Origin of the sequence: Pseudomonas sp. EA_15y_Pfl1_P101 (assembly GCF_963970835.1) — a bacterium.
GTDB lineage: Bacteria > Pseudomonadota > Gammaproteobacteria > Pseudomonadales > Pseudomonadaceae > Aquipseudomonas > Aquipseudomonas tritici.
Window position 1 is genome coordinate 209,036 of sequence record NZ_CAXAPA010000007.1, and the last position, 24,413, is coordinate 233,448.

Consider the following 24,413-nt stretch of genomic DNA (forward strand, 5'->3'; position numbering starts at 1 on the left):
CCAAATGAACGATATTGTGCAAGCTTTCGACATGCCGGCGACATTACGTCACGTGCGCATCAATGCCTTTGATGGCGAGCGTTATGGTGTGGTCAGCCCTGAAGGTCATCGCTATTGGTTGAAGCCTGCGCTGGGATGTCTGCTGCAACCTGCGGTGGGTGATAGCGTTTTGATTTCGCTGGCGGGCGATGCAGGCTATATTCTTAGCGTGCTTGAGCGTAGCCAGCCTTCGACCAGTGAGTTACGCGTTGCAGGGAATCTGCACTTGAGTGTTCCGACCGGTGTATTGAGTATCGAAACCCGTGATGGAGTGTCTCTCAATGCGGGCGATATGCTTGCCATTCAAGCAAAGAGTCTGATTGCTGGAGTGACTGACGCCAACCTAGCGGTATCGGCACTCAAGGTCACCGGCGAGTGTAACGAGAGTCAGTGGGTCGAACGTAATGACACCGCAGTGCGCCATAGCGAGCGAGCCGTGACGCACAGCGCTGAATACGGTGACAGCAGGCGGCGCACACAAGGTCATGAAGACCTGCATGCCGGATCAGTGCGTCAACAGGTGGAAAAAGACTGGAGTGTGCGCGGTGAAACACTGGATCTATTTGCGCAGGTTACAGTCGCGCTGGATGGCGAGCGCATCAAATTGGGATAGGGGAGAAGTTTGATGTTCATGCTTAACAACGGAGGGGCGATGGCCAACTCCACCGCACCTGACGTGTGTAAAACACCCGTTCCGCCTGCTGGTCCGGTGCCGATTCCTTATCCCAATATTGCTGAAACCTCCATGGCCGATCCCGGCGGACTGGTGCCTGAAGTCCTGGTGGCAGCCATGCCGGCAATGAACATGATGAGCAAAGTCACCATGACTAACGGTGATCAAGCCGGTGTTGCGGGGGGCGTGATCTGCGGCAAAATCATGGGGGAAATGGCATTTATCGACGGCAGTGCGATGGTCATGGTTGGCGGCAAACCAGCCGTGCGTGTCACTTGCCAGACCACTCACAATGGCTCGCCCCCCAATACGATCGGAGTCGTCTCTGCTCCAAGTCAGACACAGGTATTGGTGCTGGGATGAACAAGGTATTTATTACGCTGTACGCGTTCTGCGCGTTGCTGGTCGGGTGCAGTAGCAGCCAGCAGTTGACCCCTGAGCAAAAGGCTCTTGGCGACCTGAAATGGAGTTACGCTCAAAACGCTATTGAACTGAGCCTCACTGCCGATAAGGACTTGAACCAATACGATGGTCAGGCCCACAACTTGCTGGTAGTAATTACCCAGTTCGATCAGATAAACGCCTTTGCGGCGTATACCGGCAGCTCCCAGCAGTTTAGTAGCCTGCTTTTGATGAACAGTGCACCGACCGGGATGATTGGTCTGACTCGAATATTTCTTGAGCCCGGACAGACCAAAACCCTGAGTCTTGCGCGCCTTGAGGGCGCAAAGATGGTCGGCATTGCGGTCGGTTACGCACATCTGGACCCGGCCCGCAGCGCAAAGCTTTACCAGATCGGAGTGGATGTCACATCCACCGGTTTTTTCAGTAAGGTTTGGACCGCCACACCGCAGCCAATTGCCATTGATTTGTTAATGGGCGCTGATACGTTGCTGCGGGGCAAAACAAGTCGTCTTGCGCTGCCAAAACCTGTGCAACCCAAAGAAGGTGAAGTGCGTCTTCCCGGCGTGCAGCAATAATTGTTTTATGGTGAGCGTCTAGTGCTCGCTTTTTTCAGCTTTTTGCGCCGAACACGAGCCTTATGAATATCGATCAAATGCTTTACTGGCATCAGGGTTTGTTCCTTCAGCCTCAACATTTTCAGCAGAACGACGCGCGTCTTGAGCGAAGCCTAAGCCGTACAACGGCCTTGACCAACGCACATCCATGGGGCTTGATCTCGTTGACGGTCAACGAGCCGGCGCTGGTCGCTAGGCAGTGTTTGTTGAATCAACTCTCGGTGCGCTTTGCCGAGGGTACGTTGGTTGAATATCCTGGTAACGCGATTCTGGAGTCGCGCAACCTCGAGTTGAGCGAGTTTGGAAGTGGACGTACGTTGTATGTTGGCCTTCGCCGGTTATTGCCGGGCGACGCCAACGCACAAGTCTTCGAAAGCCTTGCCGACGGCTCGCGGGCCGAGGCACGATTTGTTGTGGCCGCCGATCCGGAAGTCATCGCGGATCGCCTGGGCAATTCAGCGGAAGCTCGCGTTCGCGCCATGTCTTATGTGCTCCGGCTGTTTTGGGAGGACGAGCTTGAACACCTGAGCACCTACGAATTACTGCCTATTGCTCGTCTGGAGCTAGACGGTGATCGAGTCAGACTCGCTCAGCGCTATGTGCCGCCCTGCGTCAATCTCTCGGCATCGCCCATGCTCTTGCAAACCTTGCGCGAGATTCGTGATGAATTAGTGGGGCGGGCGCGTCAACTGTCTGTCTTCAAGCAGTCGGGCGAGTCACGGCGCGGCGACATTGATGGTTCGCAGGTCAACCACTTGATGGCCCTTGCTGTGCTCAATCGCTACGGCCCGCTGTTGACCCACTATCTTGAGACCCCACAGCTTGCACCGTGGCACCTTTACGGGACGTTGCGTCAGTTGGTTGGCGAGTTAAGCCTTTTTTCAGACGTTTGCGACATGCTCGGTGAAACCTCGGACCAACGCCAGTTGGTTGCGCCTTACCGGCATGAGGAGTCGGGGGCCGCAATCGTCTCACTGGTCGGGCTTATCGGTCAGCAACTCAACGAAGTCAGCGTAGGCTCTGAACTATTGGTGCGTCTGCAATGGCAGGACGGGTTGTATCAGGGCGAACTGCCAGAGGCCTTTTTCGGACCTCGACATCGGTATTTTCTGGTGGTGCGCAGCGAGGCAGATCCGGTGTTGTTGGCCGAGGGGTTACCGCTGGACGGCAAGTTGGGCGCTTTGAGTGTGATGGATAGCCTGGTTACTCGTGCGCTGCCGGGCGTTGAACTTATCTATTTACAGGTTCCACCACAAGGCCTGCCGCGCTTGGCGGGCGCGCTGTATTTCCGTCTCGAAACCCTCAGTGATGGCTGGGATACCTTGCAGCGCGAACGCCACGCCGCGTTCTTTTTGCCGCAACCTCCGGCAGACTTGATCATTGACCTAGTGGTAGTGCGTTCATGAGTGTCGCCCGGCTTGCTGACTGCTGGATGCCCGTCTTCGATGTCGCGAAGAAAGGCTTTGTTGACCCGATGCAGACTTACGACACCCTCGCGCCGACGCTGTTAGCCATGCTTGATGCCGCCGCCGCGCGAGCTCGCGAGCAACAGTTCGCCGAGGCGCAGGTGCGTGAGGCGTTGTTCGCAGTGGTGGCGTGGGTCGACGAGACCGCCATGTCCTTCGAATGGTCAGGCGCAACCCAGTGGCGTCGTGCGCCATTGCAGCGGCATTTCTTTTCTACCAGTCGGGCGGGGGTAGAGTTTTTTCAGCGTCTTGAAGCCTTGCCTGAAGCCGCCGATGAGGCCCGCGAGGTGTTTGGCCTGGTGCTGCTGAGCGGTTTTCAGGGTCGTTTTGCTACGCGCCCGGGCGGTGAGCTGGCGCAGTACCGTCGCTTGTGCCTGGAGCGGATTATCCTCGATAAAAAAATGAAGCCGCTGGATGCGCACAGCAAACTGTTCGATCAACCGGAAGAACATCTGGCGCACCGCGTCCAAGTGGTTCGGCGTGGCTTACCCGGAATTTCCCTGCTCCTGCTCATTGGTATTCCATTGATCATCCTGACTGCCCTGTACATCAGCTTTGACCTGTCTTTGGCTCAAGAAGTCAGCCTATTACTGGAGTCTCGCTGATGTTCAAAAAAGCGTGGACAGTGTTGCTGTGGTTGGTGCTCCTGCTAGTCCTGGCGATAGGGATCTGGGGGGTAGCACTGTATGTGGGTTGGCCATTTTGGTATGTGCCGATCATTTTTGTCGCAGTGATCGTGATGGCGCTGGCCACTCGTTGGGTTGGTCGACGTTGGTATGCCTGGCGCTTGCGGGCACGAATGGCAAAAGAGCTTCCACAAAACCGTCGCAATGAGGCCCCCGGTCTGGATCAAGACTGGAATACCGGGCTGAGAATGTTGCGCGAATCGCGCTTGAGCCGCCTAGGCTCGCCGTTATATGTGCTGCCTTGGTTTCTGATGCTGGGCGAGACCGGTAGCGGTAAAAGTGATCTGTTAAATCATAGCGGCCTGACTTCCGCATTGCGTCCCAATTTACGCAATAAGCAGGTACAAGCCACTGGAACGCTGGATTGGTGGTTTCTTGAGCATGGCGTGATCATTGACCCTGCCGGGCGTATGACCGAGGGCACCAGCGACTCCGGCGCTGAATGGCAGCGCCTGCTCTACTGGCTATTGCGCTCGCGCCGACGTGAGCCGCTCAATGGCGTACTGTTGGTCATTGACGCCAAACGCCTGCTCGAAGACTCTGACACCAGCCTTGCCGAGCAAGGGCAAAACCTTCGTCGGCGTCTGGACGACCTGGTCAAGGTTTTCGGTGCACGATTGCCGGTGTATTTCATCATCACGGGCGCAGAGGCCTTGCCTGGTTTCTTCCAGTGGGGCTCGGCCCTTACGCCGGTACAGCGCGAGCAGCCATTTGGCTTGATCAGCGCGCATCGCCAGAGTGCGGCGATGGCTTTTCTGGACGAAATGTTCAATGGCCTGAGCCAGCGCCTGTCGGACTTACGCATCGAGTTAGGTGTCCGTGGTCTGCCTGATGCTCACGCTTTCAGCCTGCCAGAGCGCATAGGTGAGCTACGCCCGCGTCTGGAAAAACTGTTGCTTCCGGCATTTGATGCCAATCCCTATAGCGATCCCCCCCTGCTCGGTGGTCTGTTCTTAACGGCGCAGATGCCTGCTCACGAAGATGAGATGCAGTCTGAAGGCTGGTTCAGTCACGACCTTCTGGGTCAATTGATACCCGGCCAGCGCCACGCCTATCAGCCTATCGATAAGTTGCGCCAATGGCGGCGTCTGCTCGTCCATACGGCTGTTATTGGCTGGCTGGGCGTTTGTGTCGGTGCTGGTGCGTTGATGATCTACGCCGACCGACATACCAAGGCGGTTCTAAGCGAAGCCAAGAGCGAACCCCCCGCCCCTGAGGCTTTTTCGGGTGGATTGGAAACGGACCTAGATGCACTTCGCCGATACCGTCAGGCGATCATCAACCTTTCTAATGCTCAGCAGGGAGGTTTGCGTAGTCTGCTGCCCTTCTCGCGGCATATTGAACACGTACAGGCACACTACCGCGCCGATTACGTAAGGCTGTTCAATAGCGAAGTTCGTACGCCGTTATTTGACGGGATCCTGTCGCAAAATCTGCGCAGTGCAGTGGTCCAAGGTGGCCCGCCGTTGATTGCCGCGTATTCCGAGTTTCTGGTGCGGCGTATCAACCTTCTTGATGCGCGGCTCAACGGTCAGCCGATGGACAATCTGCCATTAATGGGGCCTGAACTGAGCCTGCTGTATCAGGCATACGGTCCGTCAGTGAGCATCAGCGCGGCGCAAATGGCGACCGTTGGGACAAGTTATCGCGCCTATCTTAAATGGCAAACTGACCCCGCACCTCTGCAGAACCAACGTGACGCGTTGCTGGTGCAACTTGACAGCATGGGTTTGGAAAACCGGCCATTGGCTTGGCTGATTGCGTGGGCGGAACAGCAAGGCAATCTGCCGCCAATGATGCTGAGTGAATATTGGGTGGATGTCGATAACCCCGACTTTAGCCTTTCCGGTGCCTATACCTTGGAGGGGCACAACGCGATTCTGAGCTTTATTGATGAACTGGGCCGCGCCAGCCGGGGCCAGACGCTTTGGCAGGCACAGCGTGTGCGCTTTCTGGAGCAGTATCAAAATGATACCCAAGATGCTTGGTATCGCTTCATTCAGGGGAGCCTGCTCAGCGCGCAAACCCGCTTGAAAACCCGTTCTGATTGGCAGCAAACGCTGAGCGTGGTTGGTACTCCCAAAGATCCGTTCTTCAGATTATTGCATCGCAGCGCCGAACGTTTTGCGGTGATCCCGGTGCAGCAGCGCGCCCCTTGGGCCAATCGTGCGGTACTGATGGACCGCTTGCTTAAACTGGCCAGCAACGATGACCTACGTCCCGAGCCTGGGGCGTTGAGCAACTTGAAAGTTACCAATGCGCTTGGCGGAGACGTGCTCAAGGACGTGGCAAGCGGAGGCACGGTTAAGGCGGGGGTCAATGTGCTTCGTGATGAGCTTGTCCAGGCTCGCGCGCTGGCGAAGCTTTCACTTTTGATGAAGGGAGTGGTGGCCAATCTGCAGAAGAGTGATGCACAAGCCTTCCAAGTTGCCCTTGATACATGGGGCTATGGCACCGACCCAGCCGTCAAGAGTGCGCCATTGTGGGAGGCTTCTGACATTCGAAGCAGTTTGATCCAGGCGCTCAAGGGCCCTGATCCTCGGGAGGATGTGGTTTGGGGGCTGGCGACGGGTTATTTGGACTTTGCGATACATTACGCGGGTGAAATGGCCGCTTGTCGTATGCAGAGCGACTGGGCAGGCCAGTTGCTGAGCTCGATCCAAGGCGTTCGCGACCCTGTGATGATCAACGAGTTGCTTTATGGAGAGCGCGGTCAGTTGCCCGCATTCATGAGCGGCCCGGTGAAAAATTTTGTGCAGCGTGACACGCAGGGCTATAGCGGTCGCGAGGCCCTTGGTTTTCGGATTCCATTGACTGGGGCGTTTTATGCTTATGTCAGTCGCATGCAACACGCTCAGAACGATCTGACCAGCGCCCAACACAAGAGTCAGGCGCTACGTGCCTCTGACCAGCAAAAGAAGCAAACATTGGATGCCGAGCAAAAGGCCCTGACTGCAGAGCAAGCCGACTTGAAGCAGAAAATTACTCTGCTGCAAGCGACTGCCGCTGTTGTGGAGCTTTCAGCAACCCCGTCGCAAGTTAACCTCAGCGCCCGATCGTTACCTCAGCAGACTCGATTGACCATGCAATGTAATGGCCGCTCAACGGTGCTGGATAATTTTAATTTCCCGACAAGTGCCAGTTTTGTCTGGTCGCCTGAGGCGTGTTTAGGCGTAACGCTGGAAATCAGCTTTGCCGACTTCAAGTTAACCCGCCATTGGACCGGTGATCATGCTTTTGTCGACTTCCTGCGGCTGTTCAAGGGCGGACAATATGTCTTCACGGCGGATGACTTCCCGAATCAGCGGGACCTGATGGGTACTGAAAACCTGACGAGCATTCAACTGACTTACCGCCAGCAGGGTGCGCAGGCACTGCTTGAAAAATATGAGCAGGCTGACCAGTTGAAATCGCAAGTCGCCCATACACAAGAGCGCCTGCAAGCTATCAGCGACGAACTGATCGCCATGGAAAGCCAAGCCGCGGAGCAAGAAGTGCTGCTGGCGGAGCAAGGTTCACCAACTCAGCAAGGGTTAGCGAGCATTCAGCCTCCGAGCGAAATTGCCTGGTGTTGGACACGTCAATCCCTAGAACCGGGTTTGCTCTCCACTGGAGGGCTGCGCTTGGACCTTGGCGTCTATGAAAACGAGAGGCGCCTGATTAATCTCGAAGAGCAACTGCGTATTTTAGGCTTTTCGACGTTGCGTGAACCGGTGCAAAAAGACAATGGCGCCACCGCGCAGCGATTGCTGGTGGTGTCATTGCGTGATAATGCGGCAGCGCATCGGGCGATCCTGGATATCGCACGAAAAATGGGAATCACCGCCAGGGTTGAGCCGGTTGTACCGGACAAAGTCGGCGCGCAATGAAGGGGCTGCGCCGCTCTCTGGCGCTGCGCATCACCTGTGTGCTTGCGCTGGTCCTAGCGCTGAGCTGGTGTGTGGCGGCCGGACTGAGTGCCTGGCGTACTTACGACCAGTTGCAGGGCGAGGCGCTGAAGGACCTTCGCCAGCGTCTGCTTCTGCTCTCGACTGTCGATAACGAGGATCTGCGTGACGCCGAGGAAGGCGCTCGGCGTTTGATGACCCTTTGGAACAACGGCGCCGCCAAGGAATTTGGTAGCCAGATTACCGCGCGCAGCACCATGTACTGGGTGTTGGACCCTGGCGGGCAGTCCGCCTCGGATGCGCGCAAGAAAGTGCAGATTCTCTCCCATGCCGCTGCGGCAGCCGAGGCGTTCGGTGTGGCTGGGCATTCGATGACAGTTGATACTTTTTTCTATTTTCCAGACATTGGCGCGGCGTTTTCCAGCGAGCCAGGCATTCCTGCGGGGTTTGCCGAGGCGCGTGCTGCGCACCTGCGTGAACTGTTCGAGCAACAGGGCAATAACGGTCCACTAGTTGTTTGGGACGGGCCGCACTATGAGTCGACTCTAGACCGCCGTCTGATTAGCGTGGTCACGGTGTCTCGCGATCCGCAAGGCAAACCGCTGTTCATCTCCGGCTATGAGTTGAAACTGGATGAGCGTTTGACGCGCATCGAGCAATTACTCGAGTCACATGCCAGCCTGCTGCTCAACGCCAGCGGCGAGCGGATTGCAGATCTGTCGCAGCATGCGCTGGATAACGTACCCGAGGAGCAACTAAAGCGATTTATCAACGGTTTGGATAGCAACCGCCCTTTCCCGCAGATCGTGCAGTTCAATGGAGTGCCGGCGGTGGTGGCGCGTCTCGAACAACCTGACTGGTATCTGATGGCGCTTTATCCACAGAAGCAACTTCGCGCTGGCGCCTTGCAACTGATCCTTGATGAAGTGCCATTTGCGATTATCGGTTTTATTCTGCTGACCTTGAGTTTGCTGCTAGTGCTGCGCCGTCAGTTGGCCACGCCGCTGGCCGACTTCGCCCAGGCCATTGAAGGTACGCTGGGCAGTGACGACTTGACTCGACGTCTGCCTGTGGAGCGCGAGGATGAACTGGGTCGTTTCGCCAAGGCCTATAACGAGTTGCTTGATGGTATGCAGGCCCAGCACGCCGGGCTTGAAAGCCAAGTCAGTGAGCGCACCCGCGATCTGCAGGTGGCGCGCGAGCAAGCCGACCAGGCCAACCAGCTCAAGGGCCAGTTTCTGGCCAATATGAGCCACGAAATCCGCACCCCGATGAATGCGGTCATCGGCATGAATCACTTGCTTGCCGATACTGCACTGACTGTTCAGCAACAGCATTTTGTGCTTTCTATTCGCGAGAACTCCGAGGCGCTGCTGGCCCTGATCAGTGACATTCTGGACTTTTCCAAGATCGAGTCCGGTAATCTCAACGTTGAGCGCATCGAGTTCGATCTGACCGAAGTGGTGGAAGAGGTTATCGAACTGCTGGCCCCACGCGCTGCCGAGAAGGGCGTGCGGATGATCTGCCAGATTGCCACCGACGTGCCCTCGGATGTTATGGGGGATCCATGGCGATTGCGGCAGATCCTGCTGAATCTGTTGAGCAACGCGGTCAAGTTCACCACCAGCGGGTCGATTCGTCTGGTGGTCTGGCGCGGCGAACAGCATCGCGTAGGCTTCAAGGTGATCGACACCGGTATCGGTATCGCGCCGAAAGCCCAAGCCGCCGTATTTGATGCTTTTTTACAAGCCGATGCGTCGACGACCCGGCATTACGGCGGAACCGGCCTGGGTCTTTCGATCAGCCAGCGGCTGGCTGGCCTGATGGGCGGAACCATCTGTTTGCAGAGCGAACTGAACGTCGGTTCAACCTTTAGTATGTTGCTGCCATTACCAAGTTGCCCGCCACGTGCGCAAGACGTCCCGCGTCTTTGGGGGCTACGCACGCTGGTGGTTGATGAGCACGCTGAAGAGCGTGAAGCGCTTATCGGCGTCCTCGGGCAATGGCAGATGCTCTGCCAGGGCGCGGCCTCAGCGCAAGCCGGGCTGACCATTATGCGCGAGCAGGCGCAGTTGGGCGTGGCGTTTGATTTGGTGCTGGTCAACTGGCGTTTGCCCTGCGTGGGCGGCCTGGAGTTTGCCAGGCTGTGTGGCAGTGATCCGGACCTGAAGGCGGCGCGGTTGATATTGATGGCTTCACACGGGGAAGCACTGTTGTCTGTCGATGAGCTCAGAGACAACGGGCTGGCGGCTTGCGTCGTGCGTCCACTGCGTCGCCAACACTTTTATCGCACACTGTGCGAAGTGCAGAGTGGTGCAACACCAAGCCTCAACGATGTGCCCTCGCCGTTACGTGCGCTTGAGCGTCACGCGTACAGTTTGGACGTATTGGTCGTCGACGATATCGCCACTAATCGGGAAATTACTCAGCTGTTTCTGGAGCGCTTCGGCCATCGTGTCAGTTTTGCCTGCGATGGCGTCCAGGCCTTGGAAATGCTTGCGCACAACGTCTTCGATGCGGTGCTGATGGATGGACAAATGCCACGCATGGACGGCATGGAAGCGGTGCGCCAGCTGCGCTCTGGGCAGTCCCTGGCACTGGATGAAGACGTCTGGGTGATAGCCCTGACCGCCAACGCCATGAGCGGCGACCGTGAGCGCTTTCTTGAGGCTGGGGCCAATGACTACTTGGCCAAACCCGTATTGCCAATGCAGCTTTTCGATGCGCTCAATTTGGTTATCGAACGCCAGCTTGAACGCGACATGGAATTGCGTCCGGCCGAACAAGACTTGGATACCCCCGTAAAAAATACGTCCGCAGAGGCATTGTCACAACCGGTTACGTCGATTCCAGCGCCGCTTTCGCCCTTGCACACGCCCCGCTTACAGCGCCTTTTCCTTGAGGATTGCCAAGCGCTGCTGGCGAGTTTAAAGGCCGCCATGGCCGTGCCCGATTTTGTCGAGGCCGCGCGTGTGGCTCATAGCCTTAAAGGGAGTGCCGGGCAATTCGGCGAGCAGTCGCTGGAAGCTGCGGCGGCGTTGGCCGAGCATGCCGCGCTGGCAGAAAATGCCGCCCAAGTGCTCCCCGCATTGCTGCAACTCGACACTCATATCGCGACCCTGGCTGGGCGTCAGCCTATCGTCCCTCCTGAGGCTTGATTACATGAAAATGCCGGAATGCCGTTTGTTACTGGTAGACGACCACAGAATAATCCGCGAAGGCTTACGTGCCCTGCTGGACGGTGCGCTAGGGCTGGACGTGGTCGGTGAGGCAGAAAATGGTCAGGAAGCCATTAGCCAATGCCGTGCATTGAATCCGGGTCTGATCCTGATGGACCTCAATATGCCTCAGCTGGACGGGGTGTCTGCCTTGAAACTGATCCACCAGCGCTGGCCTGAGATCCTGATCGTCGCGCTGACCTCCACCGTATCTGAACACAACGCCGCCTTGGCACTGGAGGCCGGTGCTTGTGGCTATGTGCTCAAGCGCAGCAGCCGTGATGATCTGTTGCACGCTATTGCTCAGGTGCGTGCCGGACGCATTTTTGTGGACCCTGCTCTGGATTCTTCCCAGGTCGAGGCTCTGCGCAGCGGCCAGACTTTGAGCGGTATCACCCTTACTGATCGCGAGCGGCAAGTACTCAAGTTGGTTGCTGAGGGCTCTCGTAACAGGGATGTTGCACAAGTGCTATGTATCAGTCTAAAGACGGTCGAAACCCATAGGCTCAACCTGATGAAAAAACTTGGTGCGCATAATGCGGCCGATCTGACTCAGTGGGCTTATCGGTTAGGGTTATTGGGTTCAGAGCAATAATGAGCCGTCTCCCGCCTCCAGAGAAAGGGGCCACTTCGGCACGTGGAAAAATCCTAAAGCTGGTCGATTCCATGTTATGGAATTCCCAGGCCTAGACAGCGTCAGGTTGATGGGATACTGCCTTAACGTCATGGGATTCAAACCGTCCGAAAAGGATGAAGGATATTGCTCGGTCTGGCGAGATCTGCATATTGATTTCATCGCTTGAGTTAAGCGGGATATTACCTTCTGCTAAAGGCTTATCCAGCTATCCCCCGGGAATGCTTTGTCGATGGCATGTCCTACGATGAGCAGAGCAGCCGCTTAGTGATTCGTTATGCGGGCAAAGATGGGGGCGAGTATCTTGAGGTTGATCCACGACAGGGCCCGACCCTGCTTAACAGAACTGGACTGGCAGTCGCCGTACGTCCTCTCGCAGCAGGCGTTGCTATGTCCTGCTCTACGTGGGATCAACTATTGTGTGAAACGAGTAGGTTTTGCTCATTTATTAAGTAAATACCGGTAGGCGGAATCACAAAAAAGCTGATCTTCTATCAGAGTTTGTTGAGGTTTCTGATTCATCTATTCTGTGAACCTACACAGATAATCGCAAACACAAAAAAGGCCAACCCTAAGCGTTGGCCTTTTTTATTAAGTGCAGATTGGTGACTTTCCAAATGCTCCACGTGGAACATCATCATTTTCAGTCTTGAGATGCCGCTGCCACACTCTCCAATCGATACCCATACCCATAGATCGTCAGCAACTGCCAACCTCGGTCTGCGGTCAACCCCAGCTTGTTGCGCAGCCGATAGATATGGGTATCGAGCGGCCGCGACGAGACCATTTCTTCATGGGTCCAGAACCGCTCGTAGAGATACTCTCGGGACAGTGGCCGCGCCAGGTTGGCAAACAAGCAGCTAGCCAGACGATACTCACGTTCGGTGAGGGTGATCGGTTTACCCGCGCGCGTCACGGTCAGTTCAGCATCGTCAAAGGTCAGGTCATTAAAGCTCTGTACTTCGTGAGTTGCTGACTTCTGCAGGCCGTGGCGACGTAGAACCGCGGTGACCCGTGCTTTCAACTCATTGGGACGAAAGGGTTTGCTGACGTAATCATCGGCGCCACTGTTCAGTGCGGTTACGATATCGCTCTCGGCATCACGGCTGGTGAGCATGATTACCGCTGGTGGCGACTCCATGTGTTCACGGGTCCAACGCAGCAGCGCGATACCGGTGATGTCCGGCAGTTGCCAGTCGAGTATCAACAGGTCGAAGGTTTCCCGACGCAGTTGGCGTAACAGGTCTTCACCGCGTTCGAAGCAATGCAGGGTCCAGGGCTGTTCGGCGGTACTGGGGATCTGTCGCAGTGTCTGTTCCACCCGTCGCAATTCCGCGGGCTCGTCATCCAGTATTGCGACACGCATGGGTGGGTCCTTTCTTCTTGAAGAGTACAGCAGCCGTTGGCCAGTTTATTTACAGGCACATACAGCGCAGATGCCGGTCTTTGAATCTGAATAATTGTGCTCAGATTCGTCGACCCCTTGGATCTCTCGGTACGCTGACATCAATGAGCGATTAACCCATTGAACGTCTTCAATCCGATGGGGAAAGATACCGGCTCCCGACCGTAAGGAAAAGGATCAGCCGACGCATGCGCTGTCGTAAACTTGCGTGTGCTGATGTCAGATGCCCTCTGGAATCCCAAGCGTGATGAGCACCATGATTCTTTCCCCCAACTGCTTGCGCCTCGCCCTCCCCTCATTGTTGATCATGGCGGTCGGTTCTGTGGATGCTGCCGCCAAGATTCGCTCGCCTTACATTGATGACAACCAACTGTGCCGCGCCCAGCCGTTGCCTGCAGTCGTGCTGCACCTCACCGGGGGCGCCTGGAAGCTCGATTCCAAGGGCAACGCGAGCCCTTTGCTTGAAGGCATGACCATTGATGAACAGGAAGGCGTAAAGACGTCGGCGACGGCGTTTGTCAGCCTGTTGCTCGGCGATGGTTCCCGGGTGGTGTTGCCCGCCAGCTCTCAAGTGCGATTGCATCTGGATGAAAAGCTGTCGATTCCCCAGGTCGTGCTTGAACAGGGCCAAGCCGAGGCCTATGTGATCAAGCGCGCCAGTGACCACGACCGCTTTCAGATCGTGACGCCGGTGGGTGTACTGGGCGTGCGAGGTACGCACTTTCGGGTGCGCAATGATGCGGAGCAATCGGTGCTTGAGGTGTTGGAAGGCCAGGTAGCAGTCAGGCGCGAGATGAAAACCAAGACAGTGGAAAACGAGGTAAAAGTGGGCGCCCGGCAAGGTCTGCTTTTCAAGACACAGGGTGAACTGAAACCCATGGAACTGCTCGCCGCACCGAAGCTTGTTGGGCAGGACGGTCAGAAAGGCGAGGCTCCCGTCTGGAGTTTGTACCTTCGGCCTTTGCCCGGTGCCCAGCGATACCGTGCCCAGGTCGCCACCGATAAAGCCTTTATGAACATCAAGCAGGAAAATTTTTCCAGCGTGCCGAAAATGAGCTTCACTGGGCTTAAAGCGTCGTTTTATCACGTGCGCCTGTCGGCATACGATGAAAACGGCCTGGAGGGAGAAACCGGGGTCTATGACATCTTTTACTACCCGCCCACCCCTCAGGCACATAACCAATGATGCTCTGGCACAAGACCGAGAAACGTCAACCTACCCATGCTCAACGCCTGTTCCATGGCTTGGTGCGTGAGTGGTTATGGATTGGTTTGCTGCTGCTGCCCTTCACCGCTTACCTGTCATTGAGCCCAGGCCTGGCTCTGAATAACCCGTTGTACGACAGCCTGCGCCGTCTCACTCCCCTGCCGGTCGACCCGCGTATCCTGCTGGTGACCATCAATGATCCCAGCCTGAAAAAGCTTGGCCAATGGCCCTGGCCGCGAAGCCTGCACGCGGATCTGATCGACCGCCTGAGTGCCGCCCAGCCCATGGGTATTCTGTTCGATGTGATCTTCAGTGAACCCGGCGATCCCACACAGGACAAGCGCCTGGCCGAGTCGGTCTGCAACGCCGGCAATGTCTTGTTGCCGCTGGTGCGAGAGGGTACGGCGAGCTACAGCCAACCCGGCGCGCAGATGCTGCCGTTGCTCAAATGTGCCAAGGGCTTGGGCCATATCAATGTGGAGGCGGACAGTGATGGCGTAGTCCGCAGGTTGTATATGCGTGAAGGCCCACCCGATGCCACGGCGCCGCAACTGGCCTGGCTGGCCTACGAGATGAGCGGCGAGTTATCAGAGATGCCGGGTGAACCTCTGCGCTCGACCACCCAACACTGGCATCGTGAACATGCAATCCGTATCCCGTTTATCGCGTCACATGCGCGTTTTCCCCGTGTGTCCTATGTCAGTGTCCTGCGCGGTGAAGTACCTCCTGAGCAGTTGCGCAATCGCCTGATCCTTGTCGGGTCGACGGCTTCCGGGATGGGCGATCGGTTCGTCACGCCACTCTCCTCCACGGTCGGCAACACGGCGGGCGTGGAGATCCAGGCCAACGTGCTGAATGGCTTGCTGCAAGGCCGCAGCATCGTTGATCTGCCGTGCTGGCTCGCGGCGCTGATGGCGACCGCCCTGGTGGCATTGCTGCTAGGCCTGCTGCTCTACCGACCGCGCTATGCGCTCTGGATGACCCTGGGCTGCATGGCCACCTCACTGCTGGGTTCCTGGGCATTGTTGCGCCTCGGCCATTGGTGGTCGCCCGCTGCCTGTTTGATCGGCTTGTTGCTCAGCTACCTCATCTGGAACTGGCGTCGTCTCAGCGTGATCATCGCCTACTTCGGCTGGGAATTCACACGCCTTGATAACGAACCCAAAGTATTGCCCGAACGCCGCCGTGCGCCCGCCAGCAAAGGCGACGTATTACAGGCGCGTATCTTTGCCCTGGAACAAGCCGTAAGCCGCACTCGCGACACACGACGCTTCATGTCCGATGGTCTGGAGTGTTTGCCGGTAGCGACGCTGATTACCGATCCCAAGGGCAATATCCTGCTGGCCAACCGCATCGCCCGGGAAGTGTTCGGTAATGTTCTGGTCAATGAAAACCTGTTGGAGCAACTGGCAGATCTCGGCTACCCGCCGCTGCACAATGGCGTCCGCCCTGCCCTCCCAATGCTGGAGCTCGTCGAGTTCCGGGATATCCACCAGCGCAGCCTGCGCATGGAGCTTGCGCCGTTGCTACCGGCCGAGGGCGATGTTGCACTTGGATGGCTGCTTAGCCTGACGGACTTGAGTAAAGAACGCGAAGCCCAGCAACACCGCGAGACCATGTTGCGGTTCCTCTCCCACGACCTGCGCGCACCGCATTCGGCAATCCTCGCGCTGCTGGATGTGCATAACGGCGAGTCACCGGTTTTCGCTCAGATCGAACAACAAGTTCGTCGCGCCTTGAGCCTCACCGAATCCTTCGTGCAACTGGCGAAAGCCGAAGCTGACGGTTACCAGTTCCAGCCAACGTTGTTCGCCATGTTGGTAATGGATGCCTTTGATCAGGTCGCAGTGAGCGCCCAACTGAAGGGGATCCATCTGGTTCACGACCTGGATGAAGCCGATGAGGGTATGGTCTCGGCTGACCAGTCACTGCTTACTCGTGCGTTGTTCAACGTGCTTGAGAACGCCATCAAGTATTCGTCCTCCGGTACGACCGTGAGGTTGAGGCACAGCAGTGCGCAAGGCTGGTTGGAATGTCGCATCAGTGACCAAGGTCCAGGGATTGCCGAACAGGACTTGCCGGAACTGTTCAGTCAATACCGTCGCTTCGATTCAGCCCAGGGCAGCGAGGGATTAGGATTGGGACTGACCATGGTCAAAGCCGTGGTGGAGCGCCATGGTGGGCGCATCCGTTGCGAAAGCGTGGTGGGTAAAGGCAGCACTTTCAGCCTGCAACTGCCGCTGCTGGAAGACTGAAAAATTCGACTTTACCGCTGTGCATAAAAAACCGGTCACAAGGACCGGTTTTTTTATGCTGAAAAAACTTATGCACGTTTTTGGTGATTTTATGAGCTCTGGAAATATCTAATAAAATCAGATTCTTATAAGAAAAAAATGGCAATTCACCAACAATCCGTGCACAGCTTATCCACAGATACTCAGATCACGGGTGTGTCGACCACAATCGGCTCCGGCGGCAGCGAACCCATCGCCCGTTGCTGCGCTTGATTCCATGCCTGGGCACGGTCATTCAACGCGGCAATTGCACGTGGTCCTTCACCTTCGGCGTACATCGGTTCGCCAATGACCACCGTGATAGTCCCCGCGCGTTTGGCCCAGCCAGTCTTAGGCCAAAACTTGCCAGCGTTATGGGCAATCGGCAGCACTGGCAGGTTGGCGTTGACCGCCAAAGCCGTACCTCCGCGTGAGAACTTGCCTACGGTGCCGAAGGGCACACGTGTACCTTCGGGGAAGATCAGTACCCAAACGCCATCCTTGAGCAGCTCGTCGCCCTTCTTGGCCACATGCTTGAGCGCTGCCTTGGGGTTGTCACGGTCAATTGCGATCGGACGCAACATGGCCATCGCCCAGCCGAAGAACGGCACGTACAGCAGCTCACGCTTGAGCACCTGGCTCAACGGCGAGAAGTACGCCGAAAGAAAGAACGTCTCCCAAGTGCTCTGGTGGTTCGACAGAATCACGCAGGGCTGATCCGGGACATTTTCCGCGCCTTTGATCTCGAAGCGAATGCCCAGGAACACCTTGGTCAACCACAACGCGCAACGGCACCAATAGACATTGATAAAGCGATAACGCGCTTTGAATGGCAGGAACGGTGCAATAAAAAAGCTCAGGGTGCACCAGAGAAACGAACTGGTGCCCAGCAGCAGGTAAAAGAAAAAGGTTCTGATGGCCTGCAAAATCGACATGGCGGCATTTACCGTTGCGGGACAACGCCCGCCTGTTAAAAGCGCTCTCCCGAACATCCTTGGTCAGGAAGTCGAGGGCGGCTAGTTGTTGATAAGTTCTGCGGCCACGGCCGCCAGATCGTCAAAAATCAAAGTGCCTACCGGCAGGTTTTTCGCCTGGGTCTTTTCGCCTTTTCCGGTCTTAACCAAAACTGGCTGAGAGTCGACGGCTTTGGCCGCCTCCAGGTCACCGAGGCTGTCCCCGACGAACCATATCCCAGCCAAGGGCACCTTGTAATGTTCTGCAATGATTTTCAACATGCCGGGCTTGGGTTTGCGGCAATCGCAGCCCTCATCCGGCCCGTGGGGGCAATACACCACCAACCCCACCTCGCCACCCTGCTCGGCCACCATGGTGCGCAGGCGCGCGTGCATGGCGTCCAGGGTTGCGATGTCGTAGTAGCCACGGGCGATGCCGGACTGGTTGGTGGCGATGGCCACCGTCCAGCCGGCTTTGCTCAACTGCGCGATGGCCTCGATCGAGCCGGGCAGTGGAACCCATTCCTCCACCGACTTGATGTAAGCGTCGGAGTCGTAATTGATCACCCCGTCCCGATCGAGAATCAGAAGTTTCAACAGGGTCAACTCAGCGTCGAAATGTCAGCGATGTTGACGAACAATCCACGCAGACGCGCGAGCATGGCGTAGCGGTTTTTCCGCACGCCTGCATCTTCGGCATTGATCATCACCGCTTCAAAGAACGCATCCACCGGCTCGCGCAAGGTCGCCAGGCGCGCCAGTGCTTCGGCATAGTTACGCTCAGCGATCAGCGGTTTCACTGCGTTTTCAGCCTTGGCGATGGCCGAGTTCAGCGAGAACTCCTTGGCATCGGCGAACAGGCCAGGGTCGACGTCAGCGTTGCCCAGGCCTTCGGCCTTGCTCAGCAGGTTCGACACACGCTTGTTCACGGCGGCCAATGCGTCGGCTTCCGGCAGTTTGCGGAAGGCCTGCACGGCTTGTACGCGCTGGTCAAAGTCCAACGCCGACCCTGGTTGCAGGGCACGCACCGACAGGTACACGGACACGTCCACGCCTTCATCTTCATAGCGCGCGCGCAGGCGGTCGAACACGAATTCCAGCACTTGCTCGGCGAGGCCCGCTTGCTTGACCTTGGCACCGAACTGGCCGACCGCAAACGACACGGCCTGGGTCAGGTCGAGGTCCAGCTTCTTGTCGATCAGGATGCGCAACACGCCCAGGGCCGCACGGCGCAAGGCATACGGGTCTTTGCTGCCGGTGGGCAGCATGCCGATACCGAAGATGCCAACGAGCGTGTCGAGCTTATCAGCGATGGCCACGGCTGCACCGGTCAGGGTGCTTGGCAATTCAGCGCCAGCACCGCGCGGCATGTACTGCTCGTTCAGCGCCAAGGCAACGTCATCCGGCTCGCCGTCGTTGAGAGCGTAGTAGTAGCCGGCAACACCTTGCATCTCCGGGAACTCGCCGACCATCTCGGTGGCCAGGTCGCACTTGGACAGCATGCCCGCACGCGCAGCCCACGTAGCATCGCCGCCAATGCGTGGCGCAATATAAGCGGCAAGCTTGGAAACCCGCACGGCCTTATCGTAGACACTGCCGAGTTTTTCCTGGAACACCACGTTTTGCAGGCGCAGGTTGAAGTCTTCGAGCTTCTGCTTTTTGTCTTGCTTGAAGAAGAACTCGGCGTCGGTCAGGCGCGGGCGAACGACTTTCTCGTTACCGGCGATGATCTGCTGCGGGTCTTTGCTCTCGATGTTGGCCACGGTAATAAAGCGCGGCAGCAACTTACCCTCCACGTCCAGCAGGCAGAAATACTTCTGGTTGTCCTGCATGGTAGTGATCAGCGCTTCTTGCGGCACATCGAGGAAACGTTCTTCGAACGAGCACACCAGCGGCACCGGCCATTCGACCAGCGCGGTTACTTCGTCGAGCAGGCTTGGCGGCACGATGGCGGTACCTTCCTGCAGGCGGGCCAGCTCCTCGGTGCGCTTGCTGATCAATTCGCGACGCTCATTGGCGTCGGCCAGCACGTAGGCAGCACGCAGGTCTGTCGCGTAGTTGGCCGGCGAAGTGATGCGCACGGCTTGCGGGTGGTGGAAGCGATGACCACGCGAATCACGGCCTGCTTTTTGGGCGAGGATCGTGCAGTCGATGACCTGGTCACCGAGCAGCATTACCAGCCACTGGGTCGGACGTACGAACTCTTCTTTGCGCGCACCCCAGCGCATGCGCTTCGGGATCGGCAAATCGTTCAGCGAGTCCTCAACGATGGTCGGCAACAAGCTGGCGGTCGGTTTGCCAGTGATGACCTGGCTGAACCGCAGTTTCGGGCCGCTCTGGTCGATCTCGCTCAGCTCGACGCCACACTTCTTGGCGAAGCCAAGGGCGGCTTGAGTCGGGTTGCCTTCGGCGTCGAACGCAGCCTGGCGTGGCGGGCCGTCAATGTTGATGCTGCGGTCCGGCTGCTGGGTTTCCAGTGCGGTCAGCAGTACCGCCAGGCGACGTGGCGCGGCGTAGACCTTCTTCGCTTCGAACTTCAAGCCAGCGCTTTGCAGGCCTTTTTCGATACCGGCCAGGAACGCGTCGGCCAGTGTGTTGAGGGCCTTGGGTGGCAGCTCTTCGGTGCCCAGTTCAACCAGGAAATCTTGAGCACTCATTGTGCAGCCTCCAGCTTAGCCAACACTTCATCACGCAGGTCCGGGGTTGCCATCGGGAAGCCCAGCTTGGCGCGAGCCAGCAGGTAGGCTTGGGCGACGGAACGCGCCAGCGTGCGCACACGCAGGATGTATTGCTGGCGTGCGGTCACCGAGATAGCACGGCGCGCATCCAGCAGGTTGAAGGTATGGGACGCCTTCAACACCATTTCATAGCTTGGCAACGGCAGCGGCTGGTCGAGCTCGATCAGGCGCTTGGCTTCGCTTTCATAGAAGTCGAACAGTTCGAACAGCTTGTCGACGTTGGCGTGTTCGAAGTTGTAGGTGGACTGCTCCACTTCGTTCTGGTGGAACACATCGCCGTAGGTGACCTTGCCGAACGGACCGTCAGCCCACACCAGGTCGTAGACCGAGTCCACGCCCTGCAGGTACATGGCCAGGCGCTCGAGGCCGTAGGTGATCTCGCCGGTCACCGGGTAGCACTCGATGCCACCCGCTTGCTGGAAGTAAGTGAACTGCGTCACTTCCATGCCATTGAGCCAGACTTCCCAACCCAGGCCCCAGGCGCCCAGGGTTGGCGATTCCCAGTTGTCTTCGACGAAACGGATGTCGTGCACCAGTGGGTCCAGGCCGACGTGTTTGAGCGAGCCCAGGTACAGTTCCTGGAAGTTGTCCGGGTTCGGCTTCAATACCACCTGGAACTGGTAGTAGTGCTGCAGACGGTTCGGGTTTTCGCCGTAGCGGCCGTCAGTCGGGCGACGACTGGGCTGCACATAAGCGGCGTTCCAGGTTTCCGGGCCGATGGCCCGCAGGAATGTAGCGGTGTGGAAAGTGCCGGCGCCTACTTCCATATCGTAGGGCTGAAGTACCACACAACCTTGCTCGGCCCAGTATTGCTGGAGGGCGAGGATCAAGTCTTGGAAGGTACGCACGGCTGGCGTAGGCTGGCTCACGAAATTCACCTGTTACTTGGGCTGCGATTTAAAGAGCGGGAGTATACCCGATTCGGCCGCGCCACCATCCCCTGGAGCCTTATGCCACGCTGCTTTTGGTGTTCTGAAGATCCGCTGTACATGGCTTATCACGATCAGGAGTGGGGAACGCCGCTGCGCGATGCGCAGGGTTTGTTCGAGTTGCTTTTGCTCGAAGGGTTCCAGGCGGGCCTGTCCTGGATCACCGTTTTACGCAAACGCGAGCATTATCGAAAGGTCTTGTTCGGGTTTGATGCGCAACGGTTGGCGCAGTTGAGCGATGGCGAGATCGAAGTACTGATGCAGGATCCTGGCATCGTGCGCAATCGCCTGAAACTCAATGCCACCCGCCGCAATGCCGCCGCCTGGCTGGCGCTGGAAGATCCGGTCGGCTTGCTCTGGTCCTTCGTCGGTGGCAAACCCAAGGTCAATCATTTCAAGGACCGCAGCGAAGTCCCGGCGATCACGCCCGAGGCCGAAGCCATGAGCAAAGCCCTGAAAAAAGCCGGCTTCACCTTTGTCGGCCCGACCATTTGCTACGCGTTCATGCAGGCCTGCGGCATGGTCATGGACCACACCCAAGACTGCGACCGTTACGCGGACTTGGCCAACGCCGGTTAGAATGCCGGCTTTGCGCACCACACACGAACAGGAGTGACCTGTGGAAAAGTTTAAAGGCGCCTTGCTGGTAGGCGCTCTCCGGTTGTTTGCCCTGCTGCCTTGGCGCGCTGTGCAGGCCGTCGGCACGGCCATTGGCTGGGTCATGTGGAAAACCCCCAACCGTTCCCGCGAGACGGTGCGGATCAACCTCTCCAAGTGCTTCCCCGACATGGACCCCGCCGAGCGCGAAGCGTTAGTCGGCCGCAGCCTGATGGACATCGGCAAGTCCCTGACCGAAAGCGCCTGCGCCTGGATCTGGCCAGCCCAACGCTCAATCGACCTGGTGCGCGAAGTCGAAGGCTTGGACGTGCTGCACGAAGCCCTGGCTTCGGGCAAAGGCGTGGTCGGCATCACCAGCCACTTGGGCAACTGGGAAGTGCTGAACCATTTCTATTGCAACCAGTGCAAACCCATCATTTTTTACCGTCCGCCCAAGCTCAAGGCAGTGGATGAGTTGCTGCGCAAGCAGCGGGTGCAACTGGGTAATCGAGTGGCGGCGTCGACCAAGGAAGGCATCCTCAGTGTGATCAAGGAAGTGCGTAAGGGCGGCCAGGTGGGTATCCCCGCCGACCCGGAGCCGGCGGAATCTGCGGGGATCTTCGTACCGTTCTTCGCCACCCAGGCGCTGACCAGCAAGTTTGTGCCAAATATGTTGGCGGGCCACAAAGCGGTCGGCGTGTTCCTGCATGCGCTGCGGCTGCCCGACGGTTCGGGTTACAAAGTGATCCTGGAAGCGGCGCCGGAAGATATGTACAGCACCGACACTGCCACGTCCTGCGCGGCGATGAGCAAGGTGGTGGAGCGGTATGTCGGTGCTTACCCGAGCCAATACATGTGGAGCATGAAGCGCTTCAAGAAACGCCCGCCGGGTGAGGCGCGGTGGTACTGAGCCACCCCTGACTCAAGACCCATGAAGATCTTCTGTGGGAGCAGGCAAGCCAGCTCCCACAGAAGATCGGCTCAAGGTTGGCGGTCGAGTTTCTTCAGGAACACCGTCATCTCTTTTTCGGCCTGTTTATCACCATGGGCCTGTGCCGCTTCAATGCCCCTCTCCCATGCCAGCCGCGCCGCCGAACGATCTTCCAACCCCAACTGCGCCTTGCCCAGAAGCTTCCACGCCGCTGAATACTTCGGATCAAACTCGACGCACTTCTGCAGATGCTCCGCCGCCTTGGCGTTTTCCTTCACGTCCAGATAACCCTTGCCCAAACCAAACCGAAGCAGCGAGTTATCCACACCTTTGGCGAGCATTTTTTCCAGGGATTCGAGCATGTCGGTCACTCCGCTTGATCAGAAGAAGCTCAACCCCACGTGGAACAGTTTCTCCACATCGCGGATATGTTTCTTGTCCACCAGGAACAGGATCACATGGTCCCCGGTTTCGATCACCGTGTCGTCGTGGGCAATGATCACCTCTTCGTCACGAATAATCGCGCCGATGGTCGTTCCCGGCGGCAAGCCGATATCGCGAATGGCCTTGCCGATCACCTTGCTCGACTTCGAGTCACCGTGGGCAATTGCCTCGATGGCTTCGGCCGCGCCACGGCGCAGGGAGTGCACGCTGACGATGTCGCCCCGGCGCACGTGGGCCAGCAAGGTGCCGATGGTTGCCAACTGAGGGCTGATGGCGATGTCGATATCGCCGCCCTGGATCAGGTCGACATAGGCCGGGTTGTTGATGATGGTCATCACCTTCTTCGCGCCCAGCCGTTTGGCCAGCAAGGAGGACATGATGTTGGCTTCGTCATCGTTGGTCAGGGCCAGGAAGATATCGGCGTCGGCGATGTTTTCTTCCATCAGCAGGTCGCGGTCCGAGGCGCTGCCTTGCAGTACGACGGTGCTGTCTAGGGTGTCGGACAAATGCCGGCAGCGTGTCGGGCTCATCTCGATGATCTTCACCTGATAGCGGCTTTCGATGGCCTCGGCCAATCGCTCGCCGATCTGCCCGCCGCCCGCGATGACGATGCGCTTGTAGGTCTCGTCGAGGCGGCGCATTTCGCTCATGACGGCACGAATATTCGCCTTGGCGGCGATGAAGAATACTTCGTCGTCGGCCTCGATCACCGTATCGCCCTGGGGCAGGATTGGCCGGTCACGCCGGAAAATCGCCGCGACGCGGGTTTCCACGTTGGGCATGTGCTCACGCAACTGGCGCAGTTGCTGGCCGACCAGTGGGCCGCCGTAATAGGCCTTCACCGCGACCAGTTGCGCCTTGCCGCCGGCAAAGTCGATCACCTGCAAGGCGCCCGGAATTTCGATCAGGCGCTTGATGTAGTGGGTGACCACCTGTTCCGGGCTGATCAATACGTCCACCGGAATCGCGTCGTTGTCGAACAAACCGGCGCGGGTCAGGTAGGCCGCTTCGCGCACACGGGCGATTTTGGTCGGGGTGTGGAACAGGGTGTGGGCGACCTGGCAGGCGACCATGTTGGTTTCGTCGCTGTTGGTCACGGCCACCAGCATATCCGCGTCATCGGCACCCGCCTGGCGCAGCACCGTCGGGAACGACGCGCGGCCTTGTACGGTGCGGATGTCGAGGCGGTCGCCGAGGTTGCGCAGGCGCTCGGCATCAGTGTCGACCACGGTGATGTCGTTGGCTTCGCTGGCCAAATGTTCAGCCAGCGTGCCGCCGACCTGCCCTGCTCCAAGGATGATGATTTTCATCCGG

The 24,413-nt window shown here is 57.8% G+C and carries 19 protein-coding genes; 12 read left to right on the forward strand and 7 right to left on the reverse strand.

Features of this window, described 5'->3' with window-relative positions:
• Nucleotides 1-4: 4 nt before the first annotated feature.
• From AACY36_RS13335 to AACY36_RS13370, 8 genes are all read left to right on the forward strand, one after another.
• Nucleotides 5-652 carry a DUF3540 domain-containing protein gene (locus AACY36_RS13335; RefSeq protein ID WP_339419304.1) on the forward strand — a complete coding sequence of 216 codons (648 nt, stop codon included), beginning with the start codon at nt 5-7 and terminating at the stop codon, nt 650-652.
• Nucleotides 653-691: 39 nt separating this feature from the next.
• Nucleotides 692-1,075 (forward strand): DUF4150 domain-containing protein, encoded by a 384-nt coding sequence (locus AACY36_RS13340; protein ID WP_339419303.1) that lies wholly within the window; start codon nt 692-694, stop codon nt 1,073-1,075.
• Nucleotides 1,072-1,692 (forward strand): type VI secretion system lipoprotein TssJ, encoded by a 621-nt coding sequence (tssJ, locus tag AACY36_RS13345; protein WP_339419301.1) that lies wholly within the window; start codon nt 1,072-1,074, stop codon nt 1,690-1,692. The genes AACY36_RS13340 and tssJ overlap by 4 nt, the downstream gene beginning before the upstream one ends.
• A 62-nt stretch (nt 1,693-1,754) precedes the next feature.
• Nucleotides 1,755-3,137, forward strand: coding sequence for a type VI secretion system baseplate subunit TssK (tssK, locus tag AACY36_RS13350; protein ID WP_339419299.1), 1,383 nt, complete (start codon nt 1,755-1,757; stop codon nt 3,135-3,137).
• Nucleotides 3,134-3,802: a DotU family type IV/VI secretion system protein gene (locus AACY36_RS13355; RefSeq protein ID WP_339419297.1), complete on the forward strand. Its 669-nt coding sequence runs from the start codon at nt 3,134-3,136 to the stop codon at nt 3,800-3,802. Before tssK ends, AACY36_RS13355 begins: the two co-directional genes overlap by 4 nt.
• Nucleotides 3,802-7,752, forward strand: a complete 3,951-nt coding sequence (locus tag AACY36_RS13360) for a type VI secretion protein IcmF/TssM N-terminal domain-containing protein (RefSeq protein WP_339419295.1) — start codon at nt 3,802-3,804, stop codon at nt 7,750-7,752. The genes AACY36_RS13355 and AACY36_RS13360 overlap by 1 nt, the downstream gene beginning before the upstream one ends.
• A complete protein-coding gene (locus AACY36_RS13365; protein WP_339419293.1) occupies nt 7,749-10,928 on the forward strand; it encodes a response regulator in 3,180 nt (1,059 codons plus the stop codon). Before AACY36_RS13360 ends, AACY36_RS13365 begins: the two co-directional genes overlap by 4 nt.
• A gap of 4 nt (nt 10,929-10,932) precedes the next feature.
• Nucleotides 10,933-11,583, forward strand: a complete 651-nt coding sequence (locus AACY36_RS13370) for a two component system response regulator (protein WP_339419291.1) — start codon at nt 10,933-10,935, stop codon at nt 11,581-11,583.
• A 682-nt stretch (nt 11,584-12,265) separates the two neighbouring features.
• Here AACY36_RS13370 and AACY36_RS13375 read toward each other — a convergent pair.
• The gene (locus AACY36_RS13375; protein WP_339419289.1) at nt 12,266-12,988 is read right to left on the reverse strand and encodes a response regulator transcription factor; all 723 of its coding nucleotides are present in this window, start codon (nt 12,986-12,988) and stop codon (nt 12,266-12,268) included.
• Between the two features lie 346 nt (nt 12,989-13,334).
• Between AACY36_RS13375 and AACY36_RS13380 the strand changes: the two genes are divergently transcribed.
• Nucleotides 13,335-14,213: a FecR family protein gene (locus tag AACY36_RS13380; RefSeq protein ID WP_339419323.1), complete on the forward strand. Its 879-nt coding sequence runs from the start codon at nt 13,335-13,337 to the stop codon at nt 14,211-14,213.
• Nucleotides 14,210-16,489 (forward strand): CHASE2 domain-containing protein, encoded by a 2,280-nt coding sequence (locus tag AACY36_RS13385; protein WP_339419287.1) that lies wholly within the window; start codon nt 14,210-14,212, stop codon nt 16,487-16,489. The genes AACY36_RS13380 and AACY36_RS13385 overlap by 4 nt, the downstream gene beginning before the upstream one ends.
• A 182-nt stretch (nt 16,490-16,671) precedes the next feature.
• Here AACY36_RS13385 and AACY36_RS13390 read toward each other — a convergent pair whose 3' ends face one another.
• From AACY36_RS13390 to glyQ, 4 genes are all read right to left on the reverse strand, one after another.
• Nucleotides 16,672-17,442: a lysophospholipid acyltransferase family protein gene (locus AACY36_RS13390; protein ID WP_049710804.1), complete on the reverse strand. Its 771-nt coding sequence runs from the start codon at nt 17,440-17,442 to the stop codon at nt 16,672-16,674.
• Between the two features lie 81 nt (nt 17,443-17,523).
• A complete protein-coding gene (gene gmhB, locus AACY36_RS13395) occupies nt 17,524-18,057 on the reverse strand; it encodes a D-glycero-beta-D-manno-heptose 1,7-bisphosphate 7-phosphatase (RefSeq protein WP_339419284.1) in 534 nt (177 codons plus the stop codon).
• A 5-nt stretch (nt 18,058-18,062) separates the two neighbouring features.
• Nucleotides 18,063-20,117, reverse strand: coding sequence for a glycine--tRNA ligase subunit beta (gene glyS / locus AACY36_RS13400; protein ID WP_339419283.1), 2,055 nt, complete (start codon nt 20,115-20,117; stop codon nt 18,063-18,065).
• A complete protein-coding gene (glyQ, locus tag AACY36_RS13405; protein ID WP_003187265.1) occupies nt 20,114-21,067 on the reverse strand; it encodes a glycine--tRNA ligase subunit alpha in 954 nt (317 codons plus the stop codon). Before glyQ ends, glyS begins: the two co-directional genes overlap by 4 nt.
• Before the next feature lie 81 nt (nt 21,068-21,148).
• Between glyQ and AACY36_RS13410 the strand changes: the two genes are divergently transcribed.
• Entirely contained in the window at nt 21,149-21,706 is a 558-nt protein-coding gene (locus AACY36_RS13410) for a DNA-3-methyladenine glycosylase I (RefSeq protein ID WP_339419281.1), read from the forward strand.
• A 40-nt stretch (nt 21,707-21,746) separates the two neighbouring features.
• Nucleotides 21,747-22,634, forward strand: coding sequence for a lysophospholipid acyltransferase (locus AACY36_RS13415; RefSeq protein WP_339419280.1), 888 nt, complete (start codon nt 21,747-21,749; stop codon nt 22,632-22,634).
• 71 nt (nt 22,635-22,705) lie between these two features.
• On the opposite strand, the gene AACY36_RS13420 is transcribed toward AACY36_RS13415, so the two are convergent.
• Both AACY36_RS13420 and trkA read right to left on the reverse strand, forming a co-directional pair.
• Nucleotides 22,706-23,017, reverse strand: coding sequence for a hypothetical protein (locus AACY36_RS13420; protein ID WP_339419279.1), 312 nt, complete (start codon nt 23,015-23,017; stop codon nt 22,706-22,708).
• Nucleotides 23,018-23,035: 18 nt separating this feature from the next.
• Entirely contained in the window at nt 23,036-24,409 is a 1,374-nt protein-coding gene (gene trkA, locus AACY36_RS13425; RefSeq protein WP_339419278.1) for a Trk system potassium transporter TrkA, read from the reverse strand.
• Between the last annotated feature and the right edge of the window lie 4 nt (nt 24,410-24,413).

What these genes read in the sequence shown, in the direction of transcription:
- AACY36_RS13335 (WP_339419304.1), top strand. Translation starts at nt 5, where the DNA reads ATGAACGATATTGTGCAAGCTTTCGACATGCCGGCGACATTACGTCAC.
- AACY36_RS13340 (WP_339419303.1), top strand. Translation starts at nt 692, where the DNA reads ATGGCCAACTCCACCGCACCTGACGTGTGTAAAACACCCGTTCCGCCT.
- tssJ (WP_339419301.1), top strand. Translation starts at nt 1,072, where the DNA reads ATGAACAAGGTATTTATTACGCTGTACGCGTTCTGCGCGTTGCTGGTC.
- tssK (WP_339419299.1), top strand. Translation starts at nt 1,755, where the DNA reads ATGAATATCGATCAAATGCTTTACTGGCATCAGGGTTTGTTCCTTCAG.
- AACY36_RS13355 (WP_339419297.1), top strand. Translation starts at nt 3,134, where the DNA reads ATGAGTGTCGCCCGGCTTGCTGACTGCTGGATGCCCGTCTTCGATGTC.
- AACY36_RS13360 (WP_339419295.1), top strand. Translation starts at nt 3,802, where the DNA reads ATGTTCAAAAAAGCGTGGACAGTGTTGCTGTGGTTGGTGCTCCTGCTA.
- AACY36_RS13365 (WP_339419293.1), top strand. Translation starts at nt 7,749, where the DNA reads ATGAAGGGGCTGCGCCGCTCTCTGGCGCTGCGCATCACCTGTGTGCTT.
- AACY36_RS13370 (WP_339419291.1), top strand. Translation starts at nt 10,933, where the DNA reads ATGAAAATGCCGGAATGCCGTTTGTTACTGGTAGACGACCACAGAATA.
- AACY36_RS13375 (WP_339419289.1), bottom strand. Translation starts at nt 12,988, where the DNA reads ATGCGTGTCGCAATACTGGATGACGAGCCCGCGGAATTGCGACGGGTG.
- AACY36_RS13380 (WP_339419323.1), top strand. Translation starts at nt 13,335, where the DNA reads ATGGCGGTCGGTTCTGTGGATGCTGCCGCCAAGATTCGCTCGCCTTAC.
- AACY36_RS13385 (WP_339419287.1), top strand. Translation starts at nt 14,210, where the DNA reads ATGATGCTCTGGCACAAGACCGAGAAACGTCAACCTACCCATGCTCAA.
- AACY36_RS13390 (WP_049710804.1), bottom strand. Translation starts at nt 17,442, where the DNA reads ATGTCGATTTTGCAGGCCATCAGAACCTTTTTCTTTTACCTGCTGCTG.
- glyS (WP_339419283.1), bottom strand. Translation starts at nt 20,117, where the DNA reads ATGAGTGCTCAAGATTTCCTGGTTGAACTGGGCACCGAAGAGCTGCCA.
- AACY36_RS13410 (WP_339419281.1), top strand. Translation starts at nt 21,149, where the DNA reads ATGCCACGCTGCTTTTGGTGTTCTGAAGATCCGCTGTACATGGCTTAT.
- AACY36_RS13420 (WP_339419279.1), bottom strand. Translation starts at nt 23,017, where the DNA reads ATGCTCGAATCCCTGGAAAAAATGCTCGCCAAAGGTGTGGATAACTCG.
- trkA (WP_339419278.1), bottom strand. Translation starts at nt 24,409, where the DNA reads ATGAAAATCATCATCCTTGGAGCAGGGCAGGTCGGCGGCACGCTGGCT.